Source organism: Flagellimonas sp. ABD4_174 (assembly GCF_056160185.1).
The window spans coordinates 2,743,958-2,766,170 of sequence record NZ_JBSWWP010000001.1 but is presented as its reverse complement, the minus strand read 5'-3'; the positions used below and the strand labels follow the sequence as shown (position 1 = coordinate 2,766,170).

The following is a 22,213-nucleotide window of genomic DNA, read 5'->3' as shown; positions in this document are numbered from 1 at the left end:
ATTTTAGGGATGGACTATTTTTTACGCTCCAACTCGATTTCATAAATTTCTCTTCCTAACTGTGCCAGAAACGGGATTCCTATTTCGTCATATTCATAAGTGTTATCGTTAAATATGCCATTGTTGTTTACCAAAATGGTTGCGGTCAGTATAAAATCCACATCGTTTTTAGTGTCTTTAATGTAGGCGCAATCCGTTAAGGTGCCATAGGCATACCCTACTTTGTTGTAAATTTTTATGTGGTTTGGCATGGGGTCCGTGTGGTCGCCAAACATAAAAAACTTAACATAACTATCGTAATACTCATCCGGGTCATAACCCACCTTAGCGGGTAAGGTGTGCATGGCGGTGTGGAGAAGCTCGTATTGTTCTTCATTTAAATTAAAACGCTCTTCTGCTGGAAATGCTTCAGGAAACATCACCCTTTTTAATAAGTTGCTCTGGGCTTGGATAGGGTAGTAATTCTTTAAACTAAAATCGAACGGGGTCTTTTGGAGTTTATCATCGCCCATAAAACCGATTCCCTTTTTAATGTTTTGCAAATCCAATGGGAGTATCGGATCGTTTACTATAGGAGCGCTCATGGTGGTCGTGGAGTCGTTTAGGTAAAAAACCAAAGACTTTGTGGTGACCTCGTCGGCATTGCTGGTGGATAAACGGTGGGAAATCCTAATGGGGGAAACGCCACGCTCCAACATTCTTTTATTTAGGTCGTCCTGACCCAAGAATTCAATTAACCTGTTGTTGGCGGCATTGTCCGAAACCGCAAAAATCTCCGATATGGCCTTTGCGAATGTGGTTTGTACAGAATCGCCTTCCACAAAAAAGGTGGAATGGGCGTTCAGTGTATCGATTTCGTTCAACTTTTCCAAGGCAGCCACTGCAGCTGGGAACTTGACTGTGCTCGCTGGATAGAAATAATTGTTTTTTTCTACCTGAAAATCATAATCGGTAAATATAATGCTGTCGTTCCTACGGTCAATTTGAGTATATCTGATCTGCACTTCGTGGGCCTCCAGATTTTGCATAACATTGGCAATCTTTGTATCGTTAGAGGAAAGCGCTTGTAGCAAAGGGTCGCTGGGGCCGTTCTCTGCACAGGACGTTATTAAACCCAGCATACAGAGAATTGAAAGTTTACGTAACATATACTTAAATTTCACCGTTATACACCTGGCCCCTGTGTGGTTTAAGGATGCTTCTCACTTCCTTTAGCTCAAATTCTGCGACGACCAAAAAGGCAATACTGTGCGTGGGACTGTAATGTTCGATACCGCCCAGGTCGTATTTTAATTCCTCGACTTCAACAAACTCTTTTAGGTGTTTTAAATAGTGTTCTGCGGTATGGGCTGCGCTTGGTCCTCTAAAATCCCAAATAATTTTTATTTTTCTATCCAAAAGTTTTTCCATTGTTTTTAAGATTCGGTTACAGATTTACCGGTTTCGGCAAAGGCTTTAAAGTCTTGCATATATTTGAACGATTGTTTTTTGAACGCTCCGGGCATTAGAAAACCCATTAACTTCATTCCAAATCCAGAAAACTGAAACTCGGTTTCGGAAACCCAACGGGTTTTGTCTCCTTCATCCTTAAAGTAGTTTTTTTGGATGTTGTGCACTCCCTTGGTGTCGTAGGTCATGTGCATTTCTTCGGGCAGTTTTCTTTTGATGATGGTCTCTACCATGTCCATTTCCCTTTTCCCCATTTTATAGCTGAGGCTCATTTGAGCACCTTCTTGTCCTGGGGTCTTGGACAGTTGTTCATACTTGATCAATCCTCGTTGCCAATGTTTCATATTTTCGGGGTCGTCCATTTTTTTAATGAACTCGTCCCGTGGAATATCCACAACAATTTCGGTAGTGTACTTCATTTTTAGTTTGGTTTTGCACTAAAGTAGCAATTTCTGTACATCTATCCCGATTAAAAAATCTGTTAATGATATGAGAACCTTCTTGTAAGGGATTTAGTAATTGTTATTTTTGCGAAATGCTTAAGCACCAAAAAAATACGCTTTTCCTTTTTTGTGCATTGTTGGTCATACTTTTTTCTTCGTGCGAAGGTATGTTCAATAAAGATGAAGAAAAGGAACCTTTGGCACGTGTGGGGGATGCCTATCTGTACAAAGAGGATGTTGCAGCGTTGGTAGATGATGACATGACAGCCGAGGATAGTACAATTTTCGTTACCAACTATATTAATACTTGGGCATCCAAACAATTATTGTTGACCAAGTCAAAAATCAACTTGCCTGGAGAAAAGTTGGCAGAATTCGATCGTTTGGTGTCCGATTATCGTGCTGATCTCTACACAAGGGCCTATATAGAAGCCTTGGTGAACCAGTCCCAGGACACTGCTGTTACCCAAGGCCAATTGTTGGAATTTTACGAACAGGAAAAAGAAAACTTTAAACTTAACGAAAAGTTGGTGCAGTTAAGGTTTGTGGGCATGTCCAGTCAGTTTTTGGATAGGAAAGGTGTGGAGGACAAATTAAAAAAATGGGACAAGGCCGATAAGCGATATCTGGATTCTATCGCGGTACAGTTTAAAAAAATACATTTTAACGACTCCATTTGGGTAAGCGCTTCGAGGGTAATTGCAGAAATCCCGCCGTTGAACCGTGCCAATGAAGAGACGCACTTAAAAAAATCACAATTTTTTGAGTTACAAGATTCGTTAGAAGTATATTTGGGCTTGGTGACCAATGTATTGGAAGTCAATGAAACAGCTCCTTTTGATTATGTTGAGCCCGATATTAAACAACTGATCTTGAACAGAAGACGATTGAGCTACGTAAAAAAACTTGAAACCGATATTATTGATGAAGCCATTAAGAAGAAAGAATTTGAGGTTTATGACAATGAGAATTAAAGGACTTTCCATCGCATTTTTTGCCATGGTAGGATTGGTGCAAGCACAGGAAATGGACCAAGCACTTGGAACAGACTCCACGGCTAGTGGAAACAAAATAAAACTGGATGGAATTGCCGCAGTGGTAGGAGATTACGTAATCTTGGAATCCGACATAGACAAAACACTTATCGATTTAAAGAACCAAGGCGCCTCCACCGAAGATATTACACGCTGTAGCCTCTTGGGAAAATTAATGGAGGATAGACTTTATGCGCACCAAGCCGTACAGGATAGCTTGTTGGTATCGGACGATATGGTAAATGCACAAAGTGACCGGCAGATACAACAGCTTACCCAACAGATCGGTAGTGTGGAAAAAATGCTCAGCTATTATAAAAAGCCGGATATGGAAAGTTTTCGTGAAGAGCTTTTTGAAATAAACAAACTTCGAATGCTTTCCGAAAAAATGCAAAGCAAGATCGTAGAGGAAATCGAAGTTACTCCCGAGGAAGTACGTCAGTTTTTTTACAAGATACCCGAAGATGAACGCCCGGTATTTGGTGCGGAACTGGAAATAGGACAAATTGTAAAACAGCCCGAAGCACCAGAAGAAGAAAAACAAAAGGTGATCAATGAGCTGAACAAGATCAGGCAAGATGTTCTGGAAAACGACGGAAATTTTAGGGTAAAAGCCATTCTACATTCAGAGGATCCCGGTTCTAGACCAAATGGCGGTTTTTACAGCATTACCAAAGAAACGCAATTTGTTAGGGAATTTAAGGATGTGGCCTTTAGTCTAAATGAAGGCGAAGTTTCCGAACCATTTGAGACTATTTTTGGCTACCATATCATTTTCGTGGAGAAAGTAAGAGGGCAAGAGCGGGATATTCGTCACATTCTCATGATTCCGGATATACCACAAAGCGCAATAGATAAAGCAGTAAGCGAATTGGACACGATTCGTCGGCATATATTGGATGGCAAATACACTTTTGCAGAAGCAGCATTGAACTTTTCCGATGAAAAAGAAACCAAGTTCGATGGCGGATTGTTGCGTAACCCTATCAATTTTGATTCTCGTTTTGAGCTTACCAAAATGGATCCAACACTTTACAATCAAGTTAGGGACCTAAAGGATGGGGAAATATCAAGGCCCATCCGTGAAGATGATCCAAGAGGAGGACCTCCAAAATTCAAGATCATGAAAATCTCTAACCGTTACGATGAACATGAAGCGGATTTTGCCAAGGATTATCTAAAAATCCAAGAGCTCGCCCTAAGGGAAAAACAGTTTAAGGCCATAAAAGAATGGATGGACGAGCATATCGAAGACACTTATATCCATGTGGACGATGAGAGTAAAAGCTGCAATTTTGCGAACAACTGGGTAAAGCAATAATTGTATGTCGGATGTAACAGCGGTTGAAAACCTGGTAAAAAAGCACCAAGATTTAAAAAAAGAGATCGCCAAGGTCATTGTTGGCCAAGAAGAGGTTATCGAGCAAATACTGCTATCCATATACACAGGGGGGCATTCACTGTTGATCGGTGTTCCCGGTCTGGCAAAAACCTTGATGGTCAACACCATTGCCCAGACATTGGGGCTGGACTTTAAAAGAATACAATTTACACCAGATCTAATGCCGAGCGATATCTTAGGTAGCGAGGTGCTTGATCAAAACCGCAATTTTAAATTTATAATGGGGCCGGTTTTCGGTAACATTATTTTGGCGGACGAAATTAACCGTACCCCGCCCAAGACCCAGGCAGCTCTGCTGGAAGCAATGCAAGAAAGAGCCGTTACCATTGCGGGCAAACAATACAAATTAAATCGGCCTTATTTTGTTTTGGCCACACAAAACCCGATAGAACAGGAGGGAACCTATCCGTTGCCCGAAGCCCAATTGGACCGTTTTATGTTTGCCATAGAACTAAAATACCCCTCCATTGAAGAAGAAATACAAGTGGTGAAATCTACCACTTCGGATAATGAAATCCAGATAAATACCCTGTTTAATGCCGACGAAATCATTGAGGTTCAGCACTTGATCAGGCGAATACCCGTTCCGGACAATGTGGTGGATTATGCCGTAAGACTGGTTAACAGAACCCGGCCAAATCAAAACGATGCATCGGACTATGTAAATAATTATATCGATTGGGGGGCAGGCCCACGGGCATCACAAAATCTGGTACTCGCAGCTAAGGCACATGCGGCAATCCATGGAAAATTCTCTCCGGACATTGAAGATGTAAAAGCAGTGGCCCTGGGAATATTGCGCCACAGGATACTTAAAAACTACAAAGCGGAAGCAGAAGGTATCACAGAAGATAAAATTATTGGGGAATTATTATAAAATGATTTTCCTCGTACTTATTTAGTACGATTCTAATTCCAAATTACTTTACGATTTAGTAAATTTACCGAATTACGAAAATCTAAAAACTCAATTGTATAATGGCATTTGATATAGACATGATTAAGGGCGTTTACGCTTCCATGGGGGAACGCGTGGAAAAAGCCCGAGAACTGGTTGGTAAGCCCCTAACGCTTTCGGAAAAGATTTTATACTCCCACTTGTGGGACGGCGATCCAGAAAAGGCATATGTAAGAGGAAAGGATTACGTTGATTTCGCTCCCGATAGAATAGCTTGTCAGGATGCAACAGCCCAAATGGCCTTGCTACAGTTTATGCAGGCAGGAAAAGATAAAGTAGCGGTGCCGACCACAGTTCACTGTGATCACTTGATTCAAGCCAAAGATGGTGCTGCGGCAGATTTAAAGCATGCCAACGAGACCAGTAGCGAGGTATTTGATTTCTTGGGTTCTGTATCAAATAAGTATGGAATAGGATTTTGGAAACCGGGAGCAGGTATCATCCACCAAGTAGTATTGGAAAATTATGCATTCCCGGGCGGAATGATGATCGGAACAGATTCCCACACCGTAAATGCAGGTGGTCTGGGTATGGTAGCTATCGGAGTTGGTGGAGCCGACGCGGTAGATGTAATGGCCGGTATGGCATGGGAACTTAAATTCCCAAAGTTGATCGGTGTAAAACTTACCGGTAAACTTTCTGGTTGGACAGCACCCAAGGACGTAATTCTAAAAGTGGCCGAAATCTTGACCGTAAAAGGGGGAACGGGAGCCATTGTTGAATATTTTGGCCCTGGCGCAACCGCAATGTCCTGCACAGGAAAAGGAACTATTTGTAATATGGGGGCCGAGATAGGTGCAACCACTTCTACCTTTGGATACGACGAATCCATGGAGCGTTACCTAAGGGCGACCGATAGATCTGATGTAGCCGACGAGGCCAATAAGGTAAAAGAGCACTTAACAGCAGATCCAGAAGTATATGCCGACCCAGAGCAATATTTTGATCAAGTGATCGAAATTAACCTATCCGAGTTGAAGCCCTTGTTGAACGGTCCTTTTACCCCGGACTTGGCAACGGAAGTTGGAACTATGAAAGAAAAAGCCGAAGCCAATGATTGGCCGTTGGCAGTGGAATGGGGATTAATAGGCTCTTGTACCAATTCTTCTTATGAAGACCTTTCAAGAGCATCGTCCATTGCGCAACAAGCATTGGACAAAAAACTAAAAACAAAAGCGGAATTTGGAATTAACCCAGGTTCTGAGCAAGTTAGATATACCACGGAACGTGACGGTATCTTGGAGATATTCGAAAAATTGGATGCCAAGATATTTACCAATGCCTGTGGACCTTGTATTGGTCAATGGGCACGTTACAAGGACCCAAAAAATGCACCAAAGAACAGTATTGTACACTCCTTTAACCGAAACTTTGCAAAACGTGCGGATGGTAACCCAAATACCCACGCCTTCGTAGCTTCACCGGAAATGACCGCTGCAATAGCCATTGCAGGCCGTTTGGATTTTAACCCGTTAACGGACAAGTTGATCAACGAAGATGGAGAAGAAGTAATGTTGGACGAACCAACAGGATGGGAGTTGCCACCAAAAGGATTCGAAGTAAAGGAAAACGGATACGAAGAGCCCCAAAAAGATGGAAGTGGTGTGGTTGTAAAAGTTTCTCCGGATTCTGAGCGTCTACAACTTTTGGAACCATTTACACCTATTACCGTGGATAACCTACAGGGTATGAAGCTATTGATCAAAGCCTTCGGAAAATGTACCACGGACCACATTTCCATGGCAGGACCTTGGTTGCGTTTTAGAGGTCATTTGGACAATATTGCCAACAATACGCTAATTGGTGCAGTAAATGCATTTAACCAAAAAACCAATTTTGTCAAGAATCAATTGACTGGAGAGTACGGCGGTGTGCCAGATACGCAACGTGAGTACAAAAAGAATGGAATTATGACGATAGTTGTGGGTGATCATAACTATGGAGAGGGATCTTCCAGAGAGCATGCTGCCATGCAGCCACGTCATTTGGGCGTTGCGGTCGTTTTGGTAAAATCCTTTGCAAGGATCCATGAAACAAACCTTAAAAAACAAGGGATGTTGGCCTTGACCTTTGCCAATGAGAGTGATTACGATTTGATTCAAGAAGACGATACATTCAATATTGTGGATGCTGCAGAATTTGCGCCGGACAAACCATTGACCATTGAGGTTGTCCATGCGGATGGAAGCAAGGATACCATCATTGCCAACCATTCGTATAACGACGCCCAGATAAAGTGGTTCAACGAAGGTTCGGCCTTGAACTTGATCAAAAAACAGAATGCTTAATTGTATCTAAATAATTTGTCAAAACTCCTGACGTTATACTGATGTCAGGAGTTTTTATTTTTTGAGAAACACATTTTAATGAAGATCAGTAGAAAGACCATCCTCAATGTTATATTGATTCTTTTCATCCTATCTTTTTTTGTTACTCCGATTGGGTATTATGGGAAAATTTGGTTGAACCGTGCTTTTTCATTTTCACCATCGGTAATAGAAAAGTCGGAACGTCAACAGATAACCGATTACGATTGGCAGCTAAAAGATGAAGATTGGAACTTTTTTAACTTTAAAAGATCTAAAGGAAACGTAATCCTTATCAATCTATGGGCATCCTGGCGATTGCCCTGCGAGGCTGAACTTGCTAGTATTCAAGAGTTATACGACAAATATAAAGGGAAAGTGGATTTTTACATCATTACCAACGAAGAGCAAGAGCCTGTTAAGGCTTTCATGGAAGAAAACAATTTTACATTCCCTGTTACCTATTTGATCATTGGGGAAAAAACCGCAGTGGATACTAGTAAAGTGCCATCCTCTTATGTAATCGATAAAGCGGGAAATATTGTAATCCATAACGAAGGAATCGCTGACTGGAGCACTACAAAGGTGTACAATTTACTGGATGAATTAATTGCGGAATGAAAATTACCAAAGAACAGATCAGTAATGGTATATGGATATTGGCCATCTTGCTCATACTTTTTACACCAATTGGTTTTCATGTAAGGGTTTGGGTCAATAAAGTGGTTGCTGTTGTAGTTAGTCCGGGCACGGTAAACAAAAACGAGCAGGCGGTACTGGAAGATTACCATTGGGAACTTGTGGATAGGGAGGGGAATAAAATGAACCTTATTTCTCACAAAGGCAAAGTTGTATTGATCAATGTTTGGGCTACATGGTGCCCGCCTTGTGTGGCAGAATTACCAGGTTTCGCCGCTTTGTACAAGGATTATGGCGATAAAGTTGTTTTTGCTTTTGTCGCAAATGATGAGGAGGACAAAGTTTCGGCCTTTTTAGAGAAAAAGGAGTATGATCTTCCCGTTTATTTTCAAGCTTCCTATACGCCCAAAGTTTTGGCAAGCAACTCAATTCCTGTTACTTATATTTTAGATAAAGAAGGCAACATTGTGGTCAATAAAACAGGTGCTGCCAATTGGAACTCGGACAAGACCAGAGCACTTTTGGATAATCTACTTGCCGAATAAATCAGTTTTTCTTAAAATATTTAAAGGGAACCAGCAACATGCCAAAACACTCGCCATCTTCTTTTCCCAGATGCTTGTGGTGAATTTTGTGCGCTCGGCGAACACCTCGCGCATACCAATTATTGGCGTTTCTAAATATTTTGAAGCGTTGGTGTATAAAAATATCGTGGACCATAAAATAAGCGATCCCATAGGCAAGTATTCCAAAACCCAATGGCCAGCCGTACCAGAAAGACGTATAGCTGCCCAGATAAAATAGTACCATGCTCACCACGGCATAAAAAATAAAGAAGGCATCGTTCCGCTCAAACCACGAGTCGTGGTCCTTTTTATGATGGTCTTTATGAAGGCTCCACAAAAAGCCGTGCATGACATATTTATGGGTGAACCACGCCATAAATTCCATAAAGCAGAAGGTCGATAAAAATATTAGTATCCAAAGTGCTACTTTCATTGTACCAGTTGCAATTTATAGTTTACATAGGATTGGGCCAAGAGCCCAAATTTTTGATAATTGGGTACTCGAATCCGGGTATTTTTGATTTCCAACGGGGGGGTGCTCTGTAATTTTTGAAGCAATTTTTTGTAGTAGCGATACGCAGTGTAGACTCCAAATTTAGCTTGTTCCGGTAATTGAACAATACCCGAATACCCTAATGCAAAATCAGCTTTAATTTCGTCCACGATACGTTTTTTGGAAGCTTCGTCGAGTTCCATTAAATCTGTATTTGGGAAATAAGTTCTGTTAAGTTCTTCATAATCGGCTTTTAGGTCCCGGAGAAAATTTACTTTTTGGAAGGCAGAACCCAGTGCCATCGCAGATTCTTTTAATTTTTCGTATTTCTCTTTATCTCCTTGAACAAAAACGCATAGGCACATCAATCCCACAACATCGGCAGAACCATAAATGTATTCGCGATATTCATCAAATGTTTCGTACCTCTTTTTGGTAAGGTCCATTCGCATACTTTTCATAAAAGAGGCAACCAAATGGTAAGGTATATCGTACTTGTGATAGGTGTGCTGAAAAGAGTTCAATATTGGGTTGAGGCTAATTTTTTGCTCGATAGCACGATCCATCTCATTCTCAAAAGCATCAAAAAGCTGCTTTTTGTCGTACTCATGAAAGGTGTCCACAATTTCATCCGCAAATCGAACAAAACCATAAATGTTGTAAATGTCCGCTCGGATGGAGGGAGCCAACATTTTGGTCGCCATGGAAAATGAAGTACTGTAGGACTGGGTTACAATCTTACTGCAACTATACGAAACGTCGTCAAAAATAGTTTTCATCTCTTTTCTTCTTTAATGATTAAATCGGCCACCAGTTTACCGGATATCAGGGAAGGTGGGACCCCTGGTCCGGGAACGGTCAACTGACCGGTAAAGAACAAGTTTTGGACCTTGCTACTTTTAAGGTTAGGTCGCAAAAAAGCGGTCTGGCGCAGAGTGTTGGCCAAACCATAGGCGTTTCCTTTGTATGAATTGTATTGTTCCACAAAATCGTTTACACAAAAACTATCTCTAAAAATTACGGAATTTTTTACAGATTCTTGGGTCAGATTTTCGAATCTGTCCATAATTATATCAAAATATTGGTCTCGCAGTTCGGGCGTATCCTCAAGGTCTGGAGCAATCGGTATCAAGAAAAATCCGTTTTCTTTGCCATTGGGAGCCATGGAGGCATCCGTTACGGACGGAAAATTAGCATAGAACAAAGGTTTGCTCGGCCATTGTGGGCGATCATAAATTTCCTCGGCATGCTGTTCAAAATCAGTGTCAAAAAAAAGATTGTGATGCTCAATGTTGTCCAACTTTTTATCGAATCCTACATAAAAAAGAAGAGATGAAGGGGCGTATGTTTTTTTATCCCAATACTCCTCGGAGTACTGTCTATATTTTTTGTCCAACAGGGTTTCGGAATGGTGGTAATCCGCTCCACTTACCACAAAATCGGCTATCTGGTTTGTGCCCTTGCTTCGGATACCGAGCACTTTGCCCTCGGATACCAAAATATGGCTGGCTGGACTGTTGGTGTGTATGGTTACGCCCAAGGATTCAGCCAAGCTCTTCATAGCCTTTATAATTTCGTACATTCCTCCCTTTGGATGCCAAGTGCCCAGTCCAAAATCGGCAAAATTCATAAAATTGTAGAAAGAAGGCGTATTACTGGGTTTTGCGCCCAAAAACAAAACGGGAAACTCTAGCGTGGATACCAATTTGGGGTTTTTGAATCGCTTTCTAACCTGCTGGCTTATGGTTTTAAAAAATTGGTCGACTTTTAGAACGGTTTCTTTGGTTACCAATTCCAACGGTGAAAGACCAGGTCTGAGAACAACTTTGTTAATGGCAATGTTATAGTTTTCCTGGGCTTGGCCTATAAACTGTTTTAGGTGCTGACTGCTACCGGACTCAATACGTTCAAATTCATCACAAATGGCATCCATACAGTCCCCAATGGTCATGGTATCGTCTTGGAAGAAGATCTTGTAGGCGGGGTTGAGTTTGTCCAATTGATAGTAATCGGAAGTTTTTTTACCGAAATCGGCAAAGAATTTATCAAAAATATCGGGCATCCAATACCAACTTGGACCTATGTCAAAAGTAAATCCTTCCTTGGTCAGCTGCCTTGCCCTTCCGCCCACAGTGTCGTTTTTTTCAAAAATTTCAACGGAATAACCGGCCTTTGCCAAATAACACGAGGCAGAGAGCGAGGAAAAACCAGAACCGATTACTATTACCTTTTTCATTCGTCTTTAAAGTGATTCAATAAGTTGGTTTATGGACTTGAAAATTTTTATGGGCTCCTTAGGTTTTAATTCTCCTATTTCTTGGATTTGATGTCCGAGGACAAACAATTGCGAGGTTGGGGATTTTTTCAGGACCTTGAGGAATTTATTAAAATAATCCCCCATATCATCTTTTGTAGGAGCAACGGTAAAATAAGAAACAAAGCGTATGTTGGTATAATATTTTAACAGATCTTCCAAGCTTTCGATGGGCATGGTCTGTCCCAAGTATATGGTTTTGTACCCTTTTAAAGCCAATTGATAGTTAATGTACAAAAGACCTAATTCATGAATTTCGTTTTCTGGCAAAAACAAGACATACACTTCGTCTTTTCTGGAAGGTGTCTCAAACTGAAGCATCTCGGTGTGGATGTATATTTTCTGTTTAATCAAGTTCGAGATAAAATGTTCGTGGGCCGGACTGATCGTATTGGTCTGCCATAACAACCCGAGCTCGTTGAGCAGTGGTATAAAAACCTCGTTGAAAATTTGGGTAAAAGACTTTTCTTCCATTAGACCGTTGTAGGTTTTTAGGAAGAGTGACTGATCAAAATTGAGCATAGCCAACTTAAAAGAATTTATGGAGTGGCTTTTCTCGCTATTTTTAGCTATGATTTCGTTGACCAAAGATGGTATGTTTTGGTCCCCTAACTTGGCGATTTTGGAAATTTTGTACCCATTATTGTACAGTAAGGTTACGTTCAAGAGCTTTTGTAAGCTTTCCAAGTTGTAGGTGCGAATATTTGTATCTGTTCTTTCCGGACTGAACAAATTGTATCTTTTTTCCCAAATCCTTATAGTGTGGGCCTTGATTCCGGATAGGTTTTCCATATCCCGAATGCTGAAAGATGTTTTTACATTGTTCATTGTTTGAGTTTAAACGTTAAACAAATTTACAATTAAAAAAATGTTGTCCTAGTTTTTTATCATAAATTTTAGAATCCACTTCGGTAATATCAGGCTTTTGGGAAAAAGTTTGAGGATTTTTCAGGAAAGGTTGATGAACAAAAAAACCGCAATTACTTGCGGTTTTTTTCTGTGCCCACGACTGGAGTCGAACCAGCACGTCCTTTCGAACACTACCCCCTCAAGGTAGCGTGTCTACCAATTCCACCACGTGGGCCTTTGGAATTTTAAGTGTGCAAATATAATTTTTTTGTGCAAAAGGAAGGGGGTTTAATGTTTTTTTATAAGGGTGGTGCCAAGGGGTCACCATACATGGACTTTGCACAAAATTTACAAAATCGTAATAGTTGTCCTTGGGTGTGTCCCCTATTTTTGTCCGTACTTGCCAAGTGTCCCATGTAAGGGAGACCACAGCAACATTTATTGAACAATACCAAAACAGTAATGAGACCGGCTTCGCAATGCTTCAGTATTATATGGTTGTTTATCGCATCGGGCACCATCCTTTATGGCCAAACAACTTATCACGTGCACTCCCACAACGATTATCTCCAAGAATTGCCCTTTTGGTTTGCATACAGTAACGGCGCATCATCCATTGAAGCAGATGTGTTCTTGAAAAATGATTCGCTCTACGTTGCCCACGCTGAGGATGAAATAGTTGCTGGCCACACTTTGGGGAAATTGTATTTGGATAGGCTCGCCGATGTTGAAAAATCGGGGGAACTGAGACAGCTACAATTGCTCATTGACTTAAAATCGGAGGCTTATTCCACGCTGGAGAAGCTGGTGCCGGTTTTGAAAGGTTATCCCGGACTCATCGATGGGGGCAAGGTCAAATTCGTGGTGTCCGGCAATCGGCCCAAACCGGAAGATTATACAAACTATCCTGATTTTGTTTGGTTCGACCATCAAAACCTGGAAGGGCTCGACCAAATCGATCTGGATAAGGTGGCACTGGTAAGTGTCAGTTTTAAAAACTATGCCGCTTGGAACGGTTACGGTAGGATGACGTCCACAGACCTAAAAAACGTAAAGATGGCCATTGCCAGGGCCAAGGTCTCGGGAAAACCTTTCCGGTTTTGGGCGACGCCCGATACCAAGACTGCTTGGGCCCGAATGGCCAAACTGGGTGTGGATTATATCCATACGGACAAGCCGGCATTGGCAAAGCAGTATTTGGGGAAACTGGATATGAAGACTTTTAGGTTGGAAGCTCCCATAGGGGTGTACAAGCCCGAATATGGATACGATCCCGACCTACGCCCCCGGAATATTGTTTTGATGATAGGGGACGGAAATGGACTGGCCCAAATTACTTCGGCCATGATCGCAAACAGGGGGGACCTGACCTTGACCGGAGTCAAAAACATTGGCTTGGTGAAAACGGACTCCCGCGATGACCTGATCACGGATTCCGCCGCGGGTGCCACTGCCATGGCAACAGGTACAAAAACAAATAACAGGGCCATTGGCACTGGGCCGGAAGGCAAACATTTGCCCAATTTGGTGGAGGTGGTCAGCCGTATGGGCTTTCATACGGCCATAGTTTCCACGGACGCAATCTATGGGGCCACGCCATCTGCGTTCTATGCCCACAGAAGGGAACGTGACGATACCAAGGGATTGGTCCAGGACCTGAAAAACAGTCCGTTGGATTTCTTCATTGCGGGTGGCGAAAAGGAGAGGGCTTCCATCGAAGCGGTGTTTGCTACACAGCAATTGGATTCGTTTGGGCGTTTTAAAGAGCCGACCGGAGTATATCTAGGCGGGGGCAAAGCTCCCTCAATGGCGAATGGCAGGGAAGGGGCCTTGCCCAAAAGCGTGGCAAGGGCCCTTGGTGTTTTGGAATCAAGGAACGCCCCTTTTTTCCTTATGGTCGAAGCTGCACAAATCGATAATGGCGGTCATTCCAACAGTATGGGTGATATCGTAAGGGAGATGCTGGACTTTGACCAGGCCATTGCGGAGGTCTTGAAATTTGCCGATGCCGACAAGAACACCCTGGTGATCATTACGGCCGATCACGAGACGTCCGGTTTTGGCATTGTCGGGGGCCACATGGAAAAAGGGGAGGTACAGGGTGATTTTCTGACCGTGGACCATACGGGCATTATGGTGCCCTTGTTCGCTTATGGGCCCAAGGCCGAAGTCTTTAATGGGGTCTATGGGAACACAGAGGTCTTTCACAAGATTTTGGGCATCTTAAAAAGTAATTAGGGGTGTGCTGTCCCGGTGTTCGAGTGGTCTTGGTAACCGGCGGGCATTGTACTATCCCATGTTCCTTGCCTTCATGAAGGTGCTCTTCAAGCTTTTCCGATCGATTTTTCCCGTATCCCCTTTGGGAATTGAATCTATAAAATGTATTTCTGTGGGCACTTTGAATTTGGCAAGGTTTTTCATGCAATAGTCACGAATTTCTTCTGAACTGATTTCTTTTTCCTTTATGATCAATGCGGCACCACATTCTCCCCATTTTTCATGGGGAATCCCGAAAACAACGGCTTCATTTATGGCTTCATGTTGCAGCAATACTCGTTCAACTTCGACTGGGTATACATTTTCACCCCCACTGATATACATGTGTTTTTTTCGGTCCACTATAAATAGGAACCCTTCTCGGTCCATCAGGGCGACATCCCCCGTTTTAAACCATCCCTCGAACCTACTGTTTGCCGTGGCTTTGTCATTTTTCCAATATCCAGGGGTTACCATGGGGCCGGATATCCATAGTTCTCCCGGTTCGTTCGGGGGTTGATCGTTTCCATGGTCGTCCACGATCCGAACTTGGACATAAAAGTTGGGTTTGCCAATGGAGCCCTGTTTTCTTTCGGCTTCCTTTTGATGGAGCGATGTCAGGTTTGGACCTACTTCGGTCAAACCGTAACCTTGGCGAATAGGGACATTTTTGTCGTGATATTTTCTGATCAAAGGTGTTGGCATACTTTCTCCCCCAACAATGATATAGTTGAGAAAGCTGATATCCGTTGATTCAAACTCCGGAAGCTCGGCGATCATCTTTAACATGGTAGGGACACCCATAAAAAGGTCGAGCCTTTCGGAGTCAATGGACTTTAATATTTTTTCCGCATCAAACTTTTTGAACATGATTATGGTCCCGCCATGGTGCAAAACCGGTGTCAGGAGTACGTTCCAGCCCCCGGTGTGAAAAAGCGGCATGCAGTTGAGGGTTTTGGTGGCGCTACTTATAACTAGGCTAAGTGCGGTATTGATACTGTTCCAAAAGAGCATTTTATGCGTGTACAACGTTCCTTTGGGAAAACCGGTGGTGCCACTTGTGTACAGGATAAAAATGGGGTCTTCTTCATTTACCTGTTCCTCGTATTCGGGACTTTCATCATCGATAAAATGGATAAAAGGGGCAATGGGCTCATAGGTAGCCTCATATTTTAACCCATGGATATCGTAGGATCCTTCACTGTACAATACCAGGGAACATTCGGAATCCCCGAGCAAATATTCCACTTCTGCATGGGCAAGCCTGAAATTGATGGGGACGAGAATTATCCCCATTTTTTGTGCGGCACCAAAAAGTAGTACCTGGGTAAGGTCGTTTTCAGCAATGATGGCAATTCTGTCCCCTTTTTTTAACTGGTACTTATCCTTTAGATAGTATGAAATACTATTGGATGCATTGTTTATTTGGCGGTACGTAAGTGTCGTGCCCGATTCAGCATCTTTTAAGGCAATTTTGTCAGGGGTATAACCCGCCCATTTTTTGAACCAATCAAAAGTGTTGATCATCATACGTTAAAGTTACAGTATAAAAGCATTTGCGGCAAAGGCCAATCCGCCTCCGGAACCGATGAAAAACAATGTGTCCCCTTCTTTTATGCGTTCGTTTTCCCAAGCTTTGTGCAAGGCCATGGGAATACATGCCGACCCGGTATAGCCATAGTGGTGCATTACGGTATAGGCTTTGTCTTCTTGGGCCCCCAATATTTTTAGTGTTTCCCTAATGGCATTAATATTGATCTGTGTGATCAGGAATTGGTCCACCTCCTTTATGTCGATCTTCATTTGTTCGGCCAATTGTTTGGCCAACATGCTCCACATTTGGGGATTTAGCTCGGGCGGAAATTTCTTTACAAACTTTAAGCGATGGTCCTTATGTTCGATAACCTCGTGGTCTATCGGGGTTTTGGTCCCTCCGGCATAAATACCCATCCAATCGGCATATTCTCCTTTGGAGATCAATTTGCCCGCTTGGTGCCCTTTGTTTTTCTCCTCGGTAGCGGTCAAGATGACCGCTCCTGCACCATCAGCAAAGAGCGTAACGGTCTTTTTGTCTTTTTTGTCCAAATATTTGCTCATTCCGTAGGCACCAATGACCATGATTTTGTCCAGCCCGCCACTTTTGATGTAGTGTGCCGCAGTTTCCGTAGCGGTCACGAACCCTGCGCAGGCTGCGTTCAGATCGAACGTCCCTGCGTTTACGGCTCCGATCCGATGCTGCACCACTGCTGCTGTTGAGGGGGAGATATATTCCGGTGTATCGGTCGCGATGATGAGCAGATCCAGGTCGGAGGCCTTTAGGCCTGCATTTTGCAATGCTGCATTCGCCGCTTTTTCACAAAGGTCGGCGGTGGATTCATTGTCCTTGCACCATCTTCGTTCAAAGATCTCCACATTTTCCCTTAACCAGGTATCCACATCCTCGCCCAATAACCCATTGAAATAAGCATTGGTGTAAATGTCCTCGGGAACGTACATTCCCGAGGATACAATTTTGGCATTTTTCATTTATGCTTTGGTTGTTTTGTTAATCCAAATTAAATTTTGCTTCCAGTACGTACAGGCCACCGGTCGGGGGAGCTGCGGTAAATTCCCTCATTTCCGTATTGAACAGATTGGTGGCCGCAAACGAAAGCGTAAAGTTTTTATTAAAGTGATAGCCGAAGTTGAGGTCGAAGGTCACGAAGCCCCCCAAAGGCCCATAGTTGTAGGAATCCGTGCTTTTTGAGTCCTCGACAATCGGGGTTCCCCTGTACGTATAGCCAGGCAAAGTCTCTGATGCTATCTGGTAGCTGGAGAAATAGTTGTACTCCTCCACCCATCGACCAAATGCCGAAGCAAAGAATTTTTCTCCGTTGTAGTTTAGTCCAGCGCCAATCTTATTGGTCGGGGAGTTGATCAAAAAGTCCAAAAAGTTGACTTCACCATCATTGTTGAAGTCATTGTCCATGTCATCTTCATCAAATGAGTAATCAAAATAGGAATAGTTGGCCGTTAGGTTCCATTTGGGTGATATACTGTAGGTCAAAGCCAGGTCGGCACCGTAGGTGTTCACTTGTCCAAAGTTGATATAGGTGGCCACCAATCCATTGTAAATGGCATACCCGGACTGTACTTCCTCAATGGGGGTGTCCCCTCGATGTGTGGCCACTCCTATTACGGTGACCGGACTTAAAAAGTCTTTGTTGACATTGTAATAGGCATTGAAATCCCCGTAGAGTTTTGGGGAAAGGGATCCGCGATACCCTATTTCGTAGGTATCGACTTTTTCCACGCCCTGGGCCGGGATTACGGTTCCATCGGTCAAGGTGAAGCCGTCGGAGTTGCCCAGAATCAATCCGGAGAATAAATCTCCATACATGTTGAGAATGGTGGGGGCGGCGATTCCCTGACCATAGGTTAAACGCAAGGTTCCCTTGTCAAACGCTTTGAGGACCCCAAACTTGGGAACCACATTGGTCCCGTAGATTTCGTGATTGTCTATACGTGTGGCGGCAATACCCCGGAACCCGCCCCCGAAATCATAGTCCAAATGGAGATATCCACCCAGTTGGGCAACGTCTATATAATCGTCCTCATCCTCATCAAGGAGATAAGAGCCATGACTGTTGGCCTTGTCCAATTGCCATTGAAGCCCTGTCACCAGGTCCAAACGATCGTCGAAAAGCGAGTTTGAGTACTGAATTTCGGCGTTCCACCTTTTGGAATCGTCGATAAAACGGGCCCCACTTTCGTATGAAAATTCGCCAGAGGCCTCTTCTTCGGACAGGCCGGCGTCGATACCGCGATAGTACTGTTTGGTCCTGTCATCGATCGAGTAGGTGTCGTCGGTTTTACTGGTGGTGTAGTATACCTGGGCAAAGAAATTCCTGGTGTTGAAACGAAGTTGTCCAAAACTTATCCTCCAGTCAATGATTTGATTCCTGCCCACATTGGTAGGGGAAAGGTAGGTGCTGTTGCTATGCCCATAGGTGGCAATCAGGTCCGTACCTTTGGATGGTGAATAGTAGGCGCTGGCCTCGGTCTTTAAGAACTTGACATCGTTGTCCAGGTCATATTCGGGGTATCCTTCGGTGACACCGTCCAAGTCCCGGTCTATGTACACGGAGTCCGCATATATGAATTCCGTGGCCTTGGTGTATTCCCCAGTGGCCTTGAACGCCCATTTGTCACTAAGTTTTTTGGCTATCCGCAATCTTCCGGAATAGTATCCGTTCCCGTCACTGTTCACGCCCAGGTTCGTGGCGACGGTAATGCCTTCTGATCTTCTGGGGTCCTTTGTAATGGTATTGAGCAGGCCATTATGGGCATTTGGCCCATAGAGGGTGGCGTTGGGTCCCAAGACCACCTCGATCTGCTCAATGTCCTCCTTTATCGTTGTGGTCAGTGGCCCCATGGGAAGTCCGGTGGCGATCAAACTCGATATACGGCCATCGGCCACTTGTAAATTTTTGGAGTTGAAATTGGAATTGAACCCTCTGATGTTGAAAGCGGGGGTGGCAATGCCCGCCCTGAAATAGTCTATCCCTTTTTTTCTTGCCAGCAGTTCCGCTGGGTTCCCCGCATATTCATTGATCTGCCTTGGGGAGATGGTCACTACCGTGGCAGGTGAGCTTGTGATTTTTTCAGCTTTTTTGGACCCGGATACAATGACCACTTCATCCAGGCTCATACTTGCTTGGAGGGTTACATCGAGGGTCGCCCCCGAAGCGTCCAAGGTAATGGGCCTGGCCACTGGGGAATACCCGATATAGGAAAACTGGATGATGTGTTTCCCTTCCTTTAATAGGAGCTCATAGTTTCCGTTGGCGTCGGTGGTCGTCCCCACGCTGATCTCGGCCACATAAACGCTCGCGCCCTCAAGGGGGTTGCCCTCTTCATCGGTAACGGTACCGCTTACGGCAACTTCTTGGGCCAACAATGCTGTCATGCCCATGAACAATACCAATAGTGTCTGTAATAGTTTCATTGTTTGTTTAAGTTTAGTTAATTAATTATTTGTGTGCTTCTTTGAATTCGTTCGTTAGCTCAATGACATGCTGTGCTTGGTCCCAAATGATAAAATGTCCCGCTTTGTCGATGATCGTATTGCGGATGTTCGGATAATCCTTGTTGAGCTTTTCCATAAGTTGTTCTATGGTCAGGTCAGGATGCAAGATCCTATTTGGGATCAATAGGTCGTTCCTTCCAAATAGCACCAAGGTCGGTACTTCAATGGCCCCAAGGTGGTCATACACCGGACTTGAAAGCATTGCATTGATGCACGCCACTATGGTTTTGCAATATTGTTCATAGGCTTCAGGGTCACCTTTTATTTTGAGGCGATCTCGGTACATGAACGCTGCCTCTTGGGGAAGCTGTTCACCATAAAAGTTGATATTGAAGTTTTGACGAATTTGTTGATCCGTCAAGTTGAGGTACAGGGATTCGGTGGCGACCGTGTCAAACCACTTGCGGTCTTCCGTGGAAAACCGTTCTATGCCGGCAGGGGACAACAGGATCAGGGTTTTTAACCATTTTGGTTTTTTTAGGGCCGTCGTAATTGCGATTTGCCCACCCATGGAATGTCCCATCAAAACAACCTTGTCCAATCCGAGTGCTTCCACGAACCCGTTGACAATGGTTGCGTAGTTTTCCATGGAAATAGGCTGGTCGCCCATGGGTGTTTTGCCATATCCGGGAAGGTCCAATGCATAGGCATCAACATCCTCCGGCAAGTTGGATAGGATTTTGGTATAGGCTTTGGAATAACTGCCCAATCCATGGACCATGACCCATTTTGTTGTTCCATGGCCCGCATGTAGGTAATGCACTTCCATATCCTGTTCCTGCAATTTTACTTTCTTGGATGTTATTTCCTGTCCCATACCCGATTGAGTGAATAAAACGGCAATGATGGCCGGAACCATTTGCCGGAATTGTTTTGTGATTGTTTTAAGCGCTGGCATACTCTAGTGTTTTTTGGTTCATGGGTTTGATGGCGTATATCACAAGTCCTGTAAGGGTCGATAGTATCAAAGCAATTGCGGATGCAATTGCAGGGTTTTTGACCGCCATTCCCTCCATATAGGGGGTCAGTTCCAGATAGTACACACTAAAGTGTGTGGTGATGGCCACGAGCGAAGCTACAATTGGGATCCATTTGTTTTGTGTTTTGGTGAAGATGCCAAAGAAAACGGGCACAAATGCAGCCGAGAAAAAGGCATACACCCCGTTCTGGGCGAAGATGCCCACACTTAGGCTTGGGTTCACCAATTGATCGTAGGACAATAGGATGGCAACAATGCCCACAATGACCGTCAATATCTTGTTTATTTTCATTGGGGCGGCATCCAGGTTCGCCATCTTGGTCAACGGCATGATAAAATCGTTGGTTATTGTGGTGGGGATCGATTGGATGAGTCCTTCCAGTGTGGAAAGTCCTGCCGCCAAAAGGCCAAGGATGACCACAATGCCGACATAGACCGGGAACCGATGGAGTACGTATGCGGAAACAATACCGTCCATATTAAGGGCGGTTCCGTTGAACACGAGGTCGGGAAAGCTCAATCTGGCGTATATCCCGACAAATACTACCGAAAAAAACAGGATCAATATCAAAACGGTATAGAGCAGGAACTTGTTTACCTGTGCGTCTTTTTTGATCAACAGGGACTTGGTCAGGATATGGGGTTGGCAGACAATGGCTATCCCAACTATGGCATTACAGATGACCACCTCGAAGAAATCCCTGAACAAGGGGCTTTTTTCGTTGAATGTCCGTGTGAGCGCTGGGTCTATTTCGTTCAATCGGTTTATGAAGCTTTCATCCCCTGTTTTGAACAGTAAGAACGCCCCGGAACCCAAAAGTAGGACCGCAACCACGATCATTAGGCCGGCCTGTACCGAGTTGGTATAGACCATGGTGTTGGCGCCCCCGATCATCATATAGGTGAATACCACGGCAACAATGATGATCAAGATGGTGAGTTCGTCGACATCCAAAGCTTTGGAAACCACTTTGGTCATCCCTACGCAGATCAGCACGATAAATGTGACCAATAGCATGCTCAAAAGCCCAAAAAGGATTTTTAAAAACTGGGAGTTATAACGTTTGCCCACCCAATCTGCAATGGATATGGACTTGACATTCATGCCGTATTTTCGGAATCGCTTAATGAATATGATCAACGCGGCATAAATGGCAAAGGGCATTACAACACCAAAAGCTATAAAGGCACTAAGGCCATAAAGGGCTATAAAACCTGGATTTATGATAAATGTGGCCGCACTCGTAATGGAGGCTGCCAGGGACAATGCGACCGATAACGATGAAAACGACTTGTTCCCTACGGCATAGACCTCTAAACTATCTGAAGATACCCTTGACTTGTAAACCAAATAAAACAAAATGGACATAAATCCAAGAAGAACAATAAGAGTAGTTATTTGATAGTTGTTGGTCATAATTTAGATATGCTAAATATGGTTGTTATAATATGAGCAA

19 protein-coding genes and 1 tRNA gene are annotated in these 22,213 nt (G+C 43.7%); 7 read left to right on the top strand and 13 right to left on the bottom strand.

Going from position 1 to position 22,213, the window contains the following annotated elements; translation table 11 throughout:
• Window positions 1-14 precede the first annotated feature (14 nt).
• The 3 genes from ACXAFK_RS12320 to ACXAFK_RS12310 are packed head-to-tail and all read right to left on the bottom strand — an operon-like array spanning window position 15 to window position 1,868.
• A complete protein-coding gene (locus tag ACXAFK_RS12320) occupies window positions 15-1,121 on the bottom strand; it encodes a serine hydrolase (protein ID WP_474957955.1) in 1,107 nt (368 codons plus the stop codon).
• A gap of 31 nt (window positions 1,122-1,152) precedes the next feature.
• On the bottom strand, window positions 1,153-1,410 hold the full coding sequence (locus ACXAFK_RS12315; RefSeq protein ID WP_224837741.1) for a hypothetical protein: 258 nt from the start codon (window positions 1,408-1,410) through the stop codon (window positions 1,153-1,155).
• 5 nt (window positions 1,411-1,415) lie between these two features.
• Window positions 1,416-1,868, bottom strand: a complete 453-nt coding sequence (locus ACXAFK_RS12310; protein WP_224837740.1) for an SRPBCC family protein — start codon at window positions 1,866-1,868, stop codon at window positions 1,416-1,418.
• Between the two features lie 116 nt (window positions 1,869-1,984).
• Between ACXAFK_RS12310 and ACXAFK_RS12305 the strand changes: the two genes are divergently transcribed.
• The 6 genes from ACXAFK_RS12305 to ACXAFK_RS12280 all read left to right on the top strand — a co-directional run bounded on the left by ACXAFK_RS12305 (window position 1,985) and on the right by ACXAFK_RS12280 (window position 8,776).
• Window positions 1,985-2,866 (top strand): peptidyl-prolyl cis-trans isomerase, encoded by an 882-nt coding sequence (locus ACXAFK_RS12305; protein ID WP_474957954.1) that lies wholly within the window; start codon window positions 1,985-1,987, stop codon window positions 2,864-2,866.
• Window positions 2,850-4,247: a peptidylprolyl isomerase gene (locus tag ACXAFK_RS12300; protein WP_474957953.1), complete on the top strand. Its 1,398-nt coding sequence runs from the start codon at window positions 2,850-2,852 to the stop codon at window positions 4,245-4,247. Before ACXAFK_RS12305 ends, ACXAFK_RS12300 begins: the two co-directional genes overlap by 17 nt.
• A gap of 4 nt (window positions 4,248-4,251) precedes the next feature.
• Window positions 4,252-5,205: an AAA family ATPase gene (locus ACXAFK_RS12295; RefSeq protein ID WP_474957952.1), complete on the top strand. Its 954-nt coding sequence runs from the start codon at window positions 4,252-4,254 to the stop codon at window positions 5,203-5,205.
• 101 nt (window positions 5,206-5,306) lie between these two features.
• The gene (locus tag ACXAFK_RS12290) at window positions 5,307-7,574 is read left to right on the top strand and encodes an aconitate hydratase (protein ID WP_293296163.1); all 2,268 of its coding nucleotides are present in this window, start codon (window positions 5,307-5,309) and stop codon (window positions 7,572-7,574) included.
• Window positions 7,575-7,652: 78 nt separating this feature from the next.
• A complete protein-coding gene (locus ACXAFK_RS12285; protein WP_474957951.1) occupies window positions 7,653-8,213 on the top strand; it encodes a TlpA family protein disulfide reductase in 561 nt (186 codons plus the stop codon).
• A complete protein-coding gene (locus ACXAFK_RS12280; RefSeq protein ID WP_474957950.1) occupies window positions 8,210-8,776 on the top strand; it encodes a TlpA family protein disulfide reductase in 567 nt (188 codons plus the stop codon). The genes ACXAFK_RS12285 and ACXAFK_RS12280 overlap by 4 nt, the downstream gene beginning before the upstream one ends.
• A 1-nt stretch (window position 8,777) precedes the next feature.
• Here the strand turns inward: ACXAFK_RS12280 and ACXAFK_RS12275 are convergent, their stop codons facing one another.
• The 5 genes from ACXAFK_RS12275 to ACXAFK_RS12255 form a co-directional block, all read right to left on the bottom strand.
• Window positions 8,778-9,230: a sterol desaturase family protein gene (locus ACXAFK_RS12275; RefSeq protein WP_252080172.1), complete on the bottom strand. Its 453-nt coding sequence runs from the start codon at window positions 9,228-9,230 to the stop codon at window positions 8,778-8,780.
• Entirely contained in the window at window positions 9,227-10,069 is an 843-nt protein-coding gene (locus tag ACXAFK_RS12270) for a phytoene/squalene synthase family protein (RefSeq protein WP_224837732.1), read from the bottom strand. Before ACXAFK_RS12270 ends, ACXAFK_RS12275 begins: the two co-directional genes overlap by 4 nt.
• Window positions 10,066-11,526, bottom strand: coding sequence for a phytoene desaturase family protein (locus ACXAFK_RS12265; RefSeq protein ID WP_474957949.1), 1,461 nt, complete (start codon window positions 11,524-11,526; stop codon window positions 10,066-10,068). Before ACXAFK_RS12265 ends, ACXAFK_RS12270 begins: the two co-directional genes overlap by 4 nt.
• 6 nt (window positions 11,527-11,532) lie before the next feature.
• The gene (locus tag ACXAFK_RS12260; protein ID WP_224837730.1) at window positions 11,533-12,432 is read right to left on the bottom strand and encodes a MerR family transcriptional regulator; all 900 of its coding nucleotides are present in this window, start codon (window positions 12,430-12,432) and stop codon (window positions 11,533-11,535) included.
• Window positions 12,433-12,604: 172 nt separating this feature from the next.
• Window positions 12,605-12,688: transfer RNA gene (locus ACXAFK_RS12255), tRNA-Leu, on the bottom strand.
• A gap of 227 nt (window positions 12,689-12,915) precedes the next feature.
• Between ACXAFK_RS12255 and ACXAFK_RS12250 the strand changes: the two genes are divergently transcribed.
• The gene (locus ACXAFK_RS12250) at window positions 12,916-14,691 is read left to right on the top strand and encodes an alkaline phosphatase (protein ID WP_474957948.1); all 1,776 of its coding nucleotides are present in this window, start codon (window positions 12,916-12,918) and stop codon (window positions 14,689-14,691) included.
• Between the two features lie 51 nt (window positions 14,692-14,742).
• Here the strand turns inward: ACXAFK_RS12250 and ACXAFK_RS12245 are convergent, their stop codons facing one another.
• The 5 genes from ACXAFK_RS12245 to ACXAFK_RS12225 are packed head-to-tail and all read right to left on the bottom strand — an operon-like array spanning window position 14,743 to window position 22,173.
• On the bottom strand, window positions 14,743-16,239 hold the full coding sequence (locus ACXAFK_RS12245; protein ID WP_474957947.1) for an AMP-binding protein: 1,497 nt from the start codon (window positions 16,237-16,239) through the stop codon (window positions 14,743-14,745).
• 9 nt (window positions 16,240-16,248) lie between these two features.
• A complete protein-coding gene (locus tag ACXAFK_RS12240; RefSeq protein WP_474957946.1) occupies window positions 16,249-17,235 on the bottom strand; it encodes a 3-oxoacyl-ACP synthase III family protein in 987 nt (328 codons plus the stop codon).
• A gap of 19 nt (window positions 17,236-17,254) precedes the next feature.
• The gene (locus ACXAFK_RS12235) at window positions 17,255-19,696 is read right to left on the bottom strand and encodes a TonB-dependent receptor (protein ID WP_474957945.1); all 2,442 of its coding nucleotides are present in this window, start codon (window positions 19,694-19,696) and stop codon (window positions 17,255-17,257) included.
• 25 nt (window positions 19,697-19,721) lie between these two features.
• On the bottom strand, window positions 19,722-20,636 hold the full coding sequence (locus tag ACXAFK_RS12230) for an alpha/beta fold hydrolase (RefSeq protein ID WP_474957944.1): 915 nt from the start codon (window positions 20,634-20,636) through the stop codon (window positions 19,722-19,724).
• 25 nt (window positions 20,637-20,661) lie between these two features.
• Complete coding sequence (locus ACXAFK_RS12225; RefSeq protein ID WP_474957943.1) at window positions 20,662-22,173, bottom strand: sodium:solute symporter family transporter; 1,512 nt, start codon at window positions 22,171-22,173, stop codon at window positions 20,662-20,664.
• Window positions 22,174-22,213 lie beyond the last annotated feature (40 nt).

What these genes read in the sequence shown, in the direction of transcription:
- ACXAFK_RS12285 (WP_474957951.1), top strand. Translation starts at nt 7,653, where the DNA reads ATGAAGATCAGTAGAAAGACCATCCTCAATGTTATATTGATTCTTTTC.
- ACXAFK_RS12225 (WP_474957943.1), bottom strand. Translation starts at nt 22,173, where the DNA reads ATGACCAACAACTATCAAATAACTACTCTTATTGTTCTTCTTGGATTT.
- ACXAFK_RS12280 (WP_474957950.1), top strand. Translation starts at nt 8,210, where the DNA reads ATGAAAATTACCAAAGAACAGATCAGTAATGGTATATGGATATTGGCC.
- ACXAFK_RS12295 (WP_474957952.1), top strand. Translation starts at nt 4,252, where the DNA reads ATGTCGGATGTAACAGCGGTTGAAAACCTGGTAAAAAAGCACCAAGAT.
- ACXAFK_RS12305 (WP_474957954.1), top strand. Translation starts at nt 1,985, where the DNA reads ATGCTTAAGCACCAAAAAAATACGCTTTTCCTTTTTTGTGCATTGTTG.
- ACXAFK_RS12290 (WP_293296163.1), top strand. Translation starts at nt 5,307, where the DNA reads ATGGCATTTGATATAGACATGATTAAGGGCGTTTACGCTTCCATGGGG.
- ACXAFK_RS12240 (WP_474957946.1), bottom strand. Translation starts at nt 17,235, where the DNA reads ATGAAAAATGCCAAAATTGTATCCTCGGGAATGTACGTTCCCGAGGAC.
- ACXAFK_RS12270 (WP_224837732.1), bottom strand. Translation starts at nt 10,069, where the DNA reads ATGAAAACTATTTTTGACGACGTTTCGTATAGTTGCAGTAAGATTGTA.
- ACXAFK_RS12300 (WP_474957953.1), top strand. Translation starts at nt 2,850, where the DNA reads ATGACAATGAGAATTAAAGGACTTTCCATCGCATTTTTTGCCATGGTA.
- ACXAFK_RS12260 (WP_224837730.1), bottom strand. Translation starts at nt 12,432, where the DNA reads ATGAACAATGTAAAAACATCTTTCAGCATTCGGGATATGGAAAACCTA.
- ACXAFK_RS12265 (WP_474957949.1), bottom strand. Translation starts at nt 11,526, where the DNA reads ATGAAAAAGGTAATAGTAATCGGTTCTGGTTTTTCCTCGCTCTCTGCC.
- ACXAFK_RS12230 (WP_474957944.1), bottom strand. Translation starts at nt 20,636, where the DNA reads ATGGTTCCGGCCATCATTGCCGTTTTATTCACTCAATCGGGTATGGGA.
- ACXAFK_RS12315 (WP_224837741.1), bottom strand. Translation starts at nt 1,410, where the DNA reads ATGGAAAAACTTTTGGATAGAAAAATAAAAATTATTTGGGATTTTAGA.
- ACXAFK_RS12235 (WP_474957945.1), bottom strand. Translation starts at nt 19,696, where the DNA reads ATGAAACTATTACAGACACTATTGGTATTGTTCATGGGCATGACAGCA.
- ACXAFK_RS12245 (WP_474957947.1), bottom strand. Translation starts at nt 16,239, where the DNA reads ATGATGATCAACACTTTTGATTGGTTCAAAAAATGGGCGGGTTATACC.
- ACXAFK_RS12320 (WP_474957955.1), bottom strand. Translation starts at nt 1,121, where the DNA reads ATGCTGGGTTTAATAACGTCCTGTGCAGAGAACGGCCCCAGCGACCCT.
- ACXAFK_RS12310 (WP_224837740.1), bottom strand. Translation starts at nt 1,868, where the DNA reads ATGAAGTACACTACCGAAATTGTTGTGGATATTCCACGGGACGAGTTC.
- ACXAFK_RS12275 (WP_252080172.1), bottom strand. Translation starts at nt 9,230, where the DNA reads ATGAAAGTAGCACTTTGGATACTAATATTTTTATCGACCTTCTGCTTT.
- ACXAFK_RS12250 (WP_474957948.1), top strand. Translation starts at nt 12,916, where the DNA reads ATGAGACCGGCTTCGCAATGCTTCAGTATTATATGGTTGTTTATCGCA.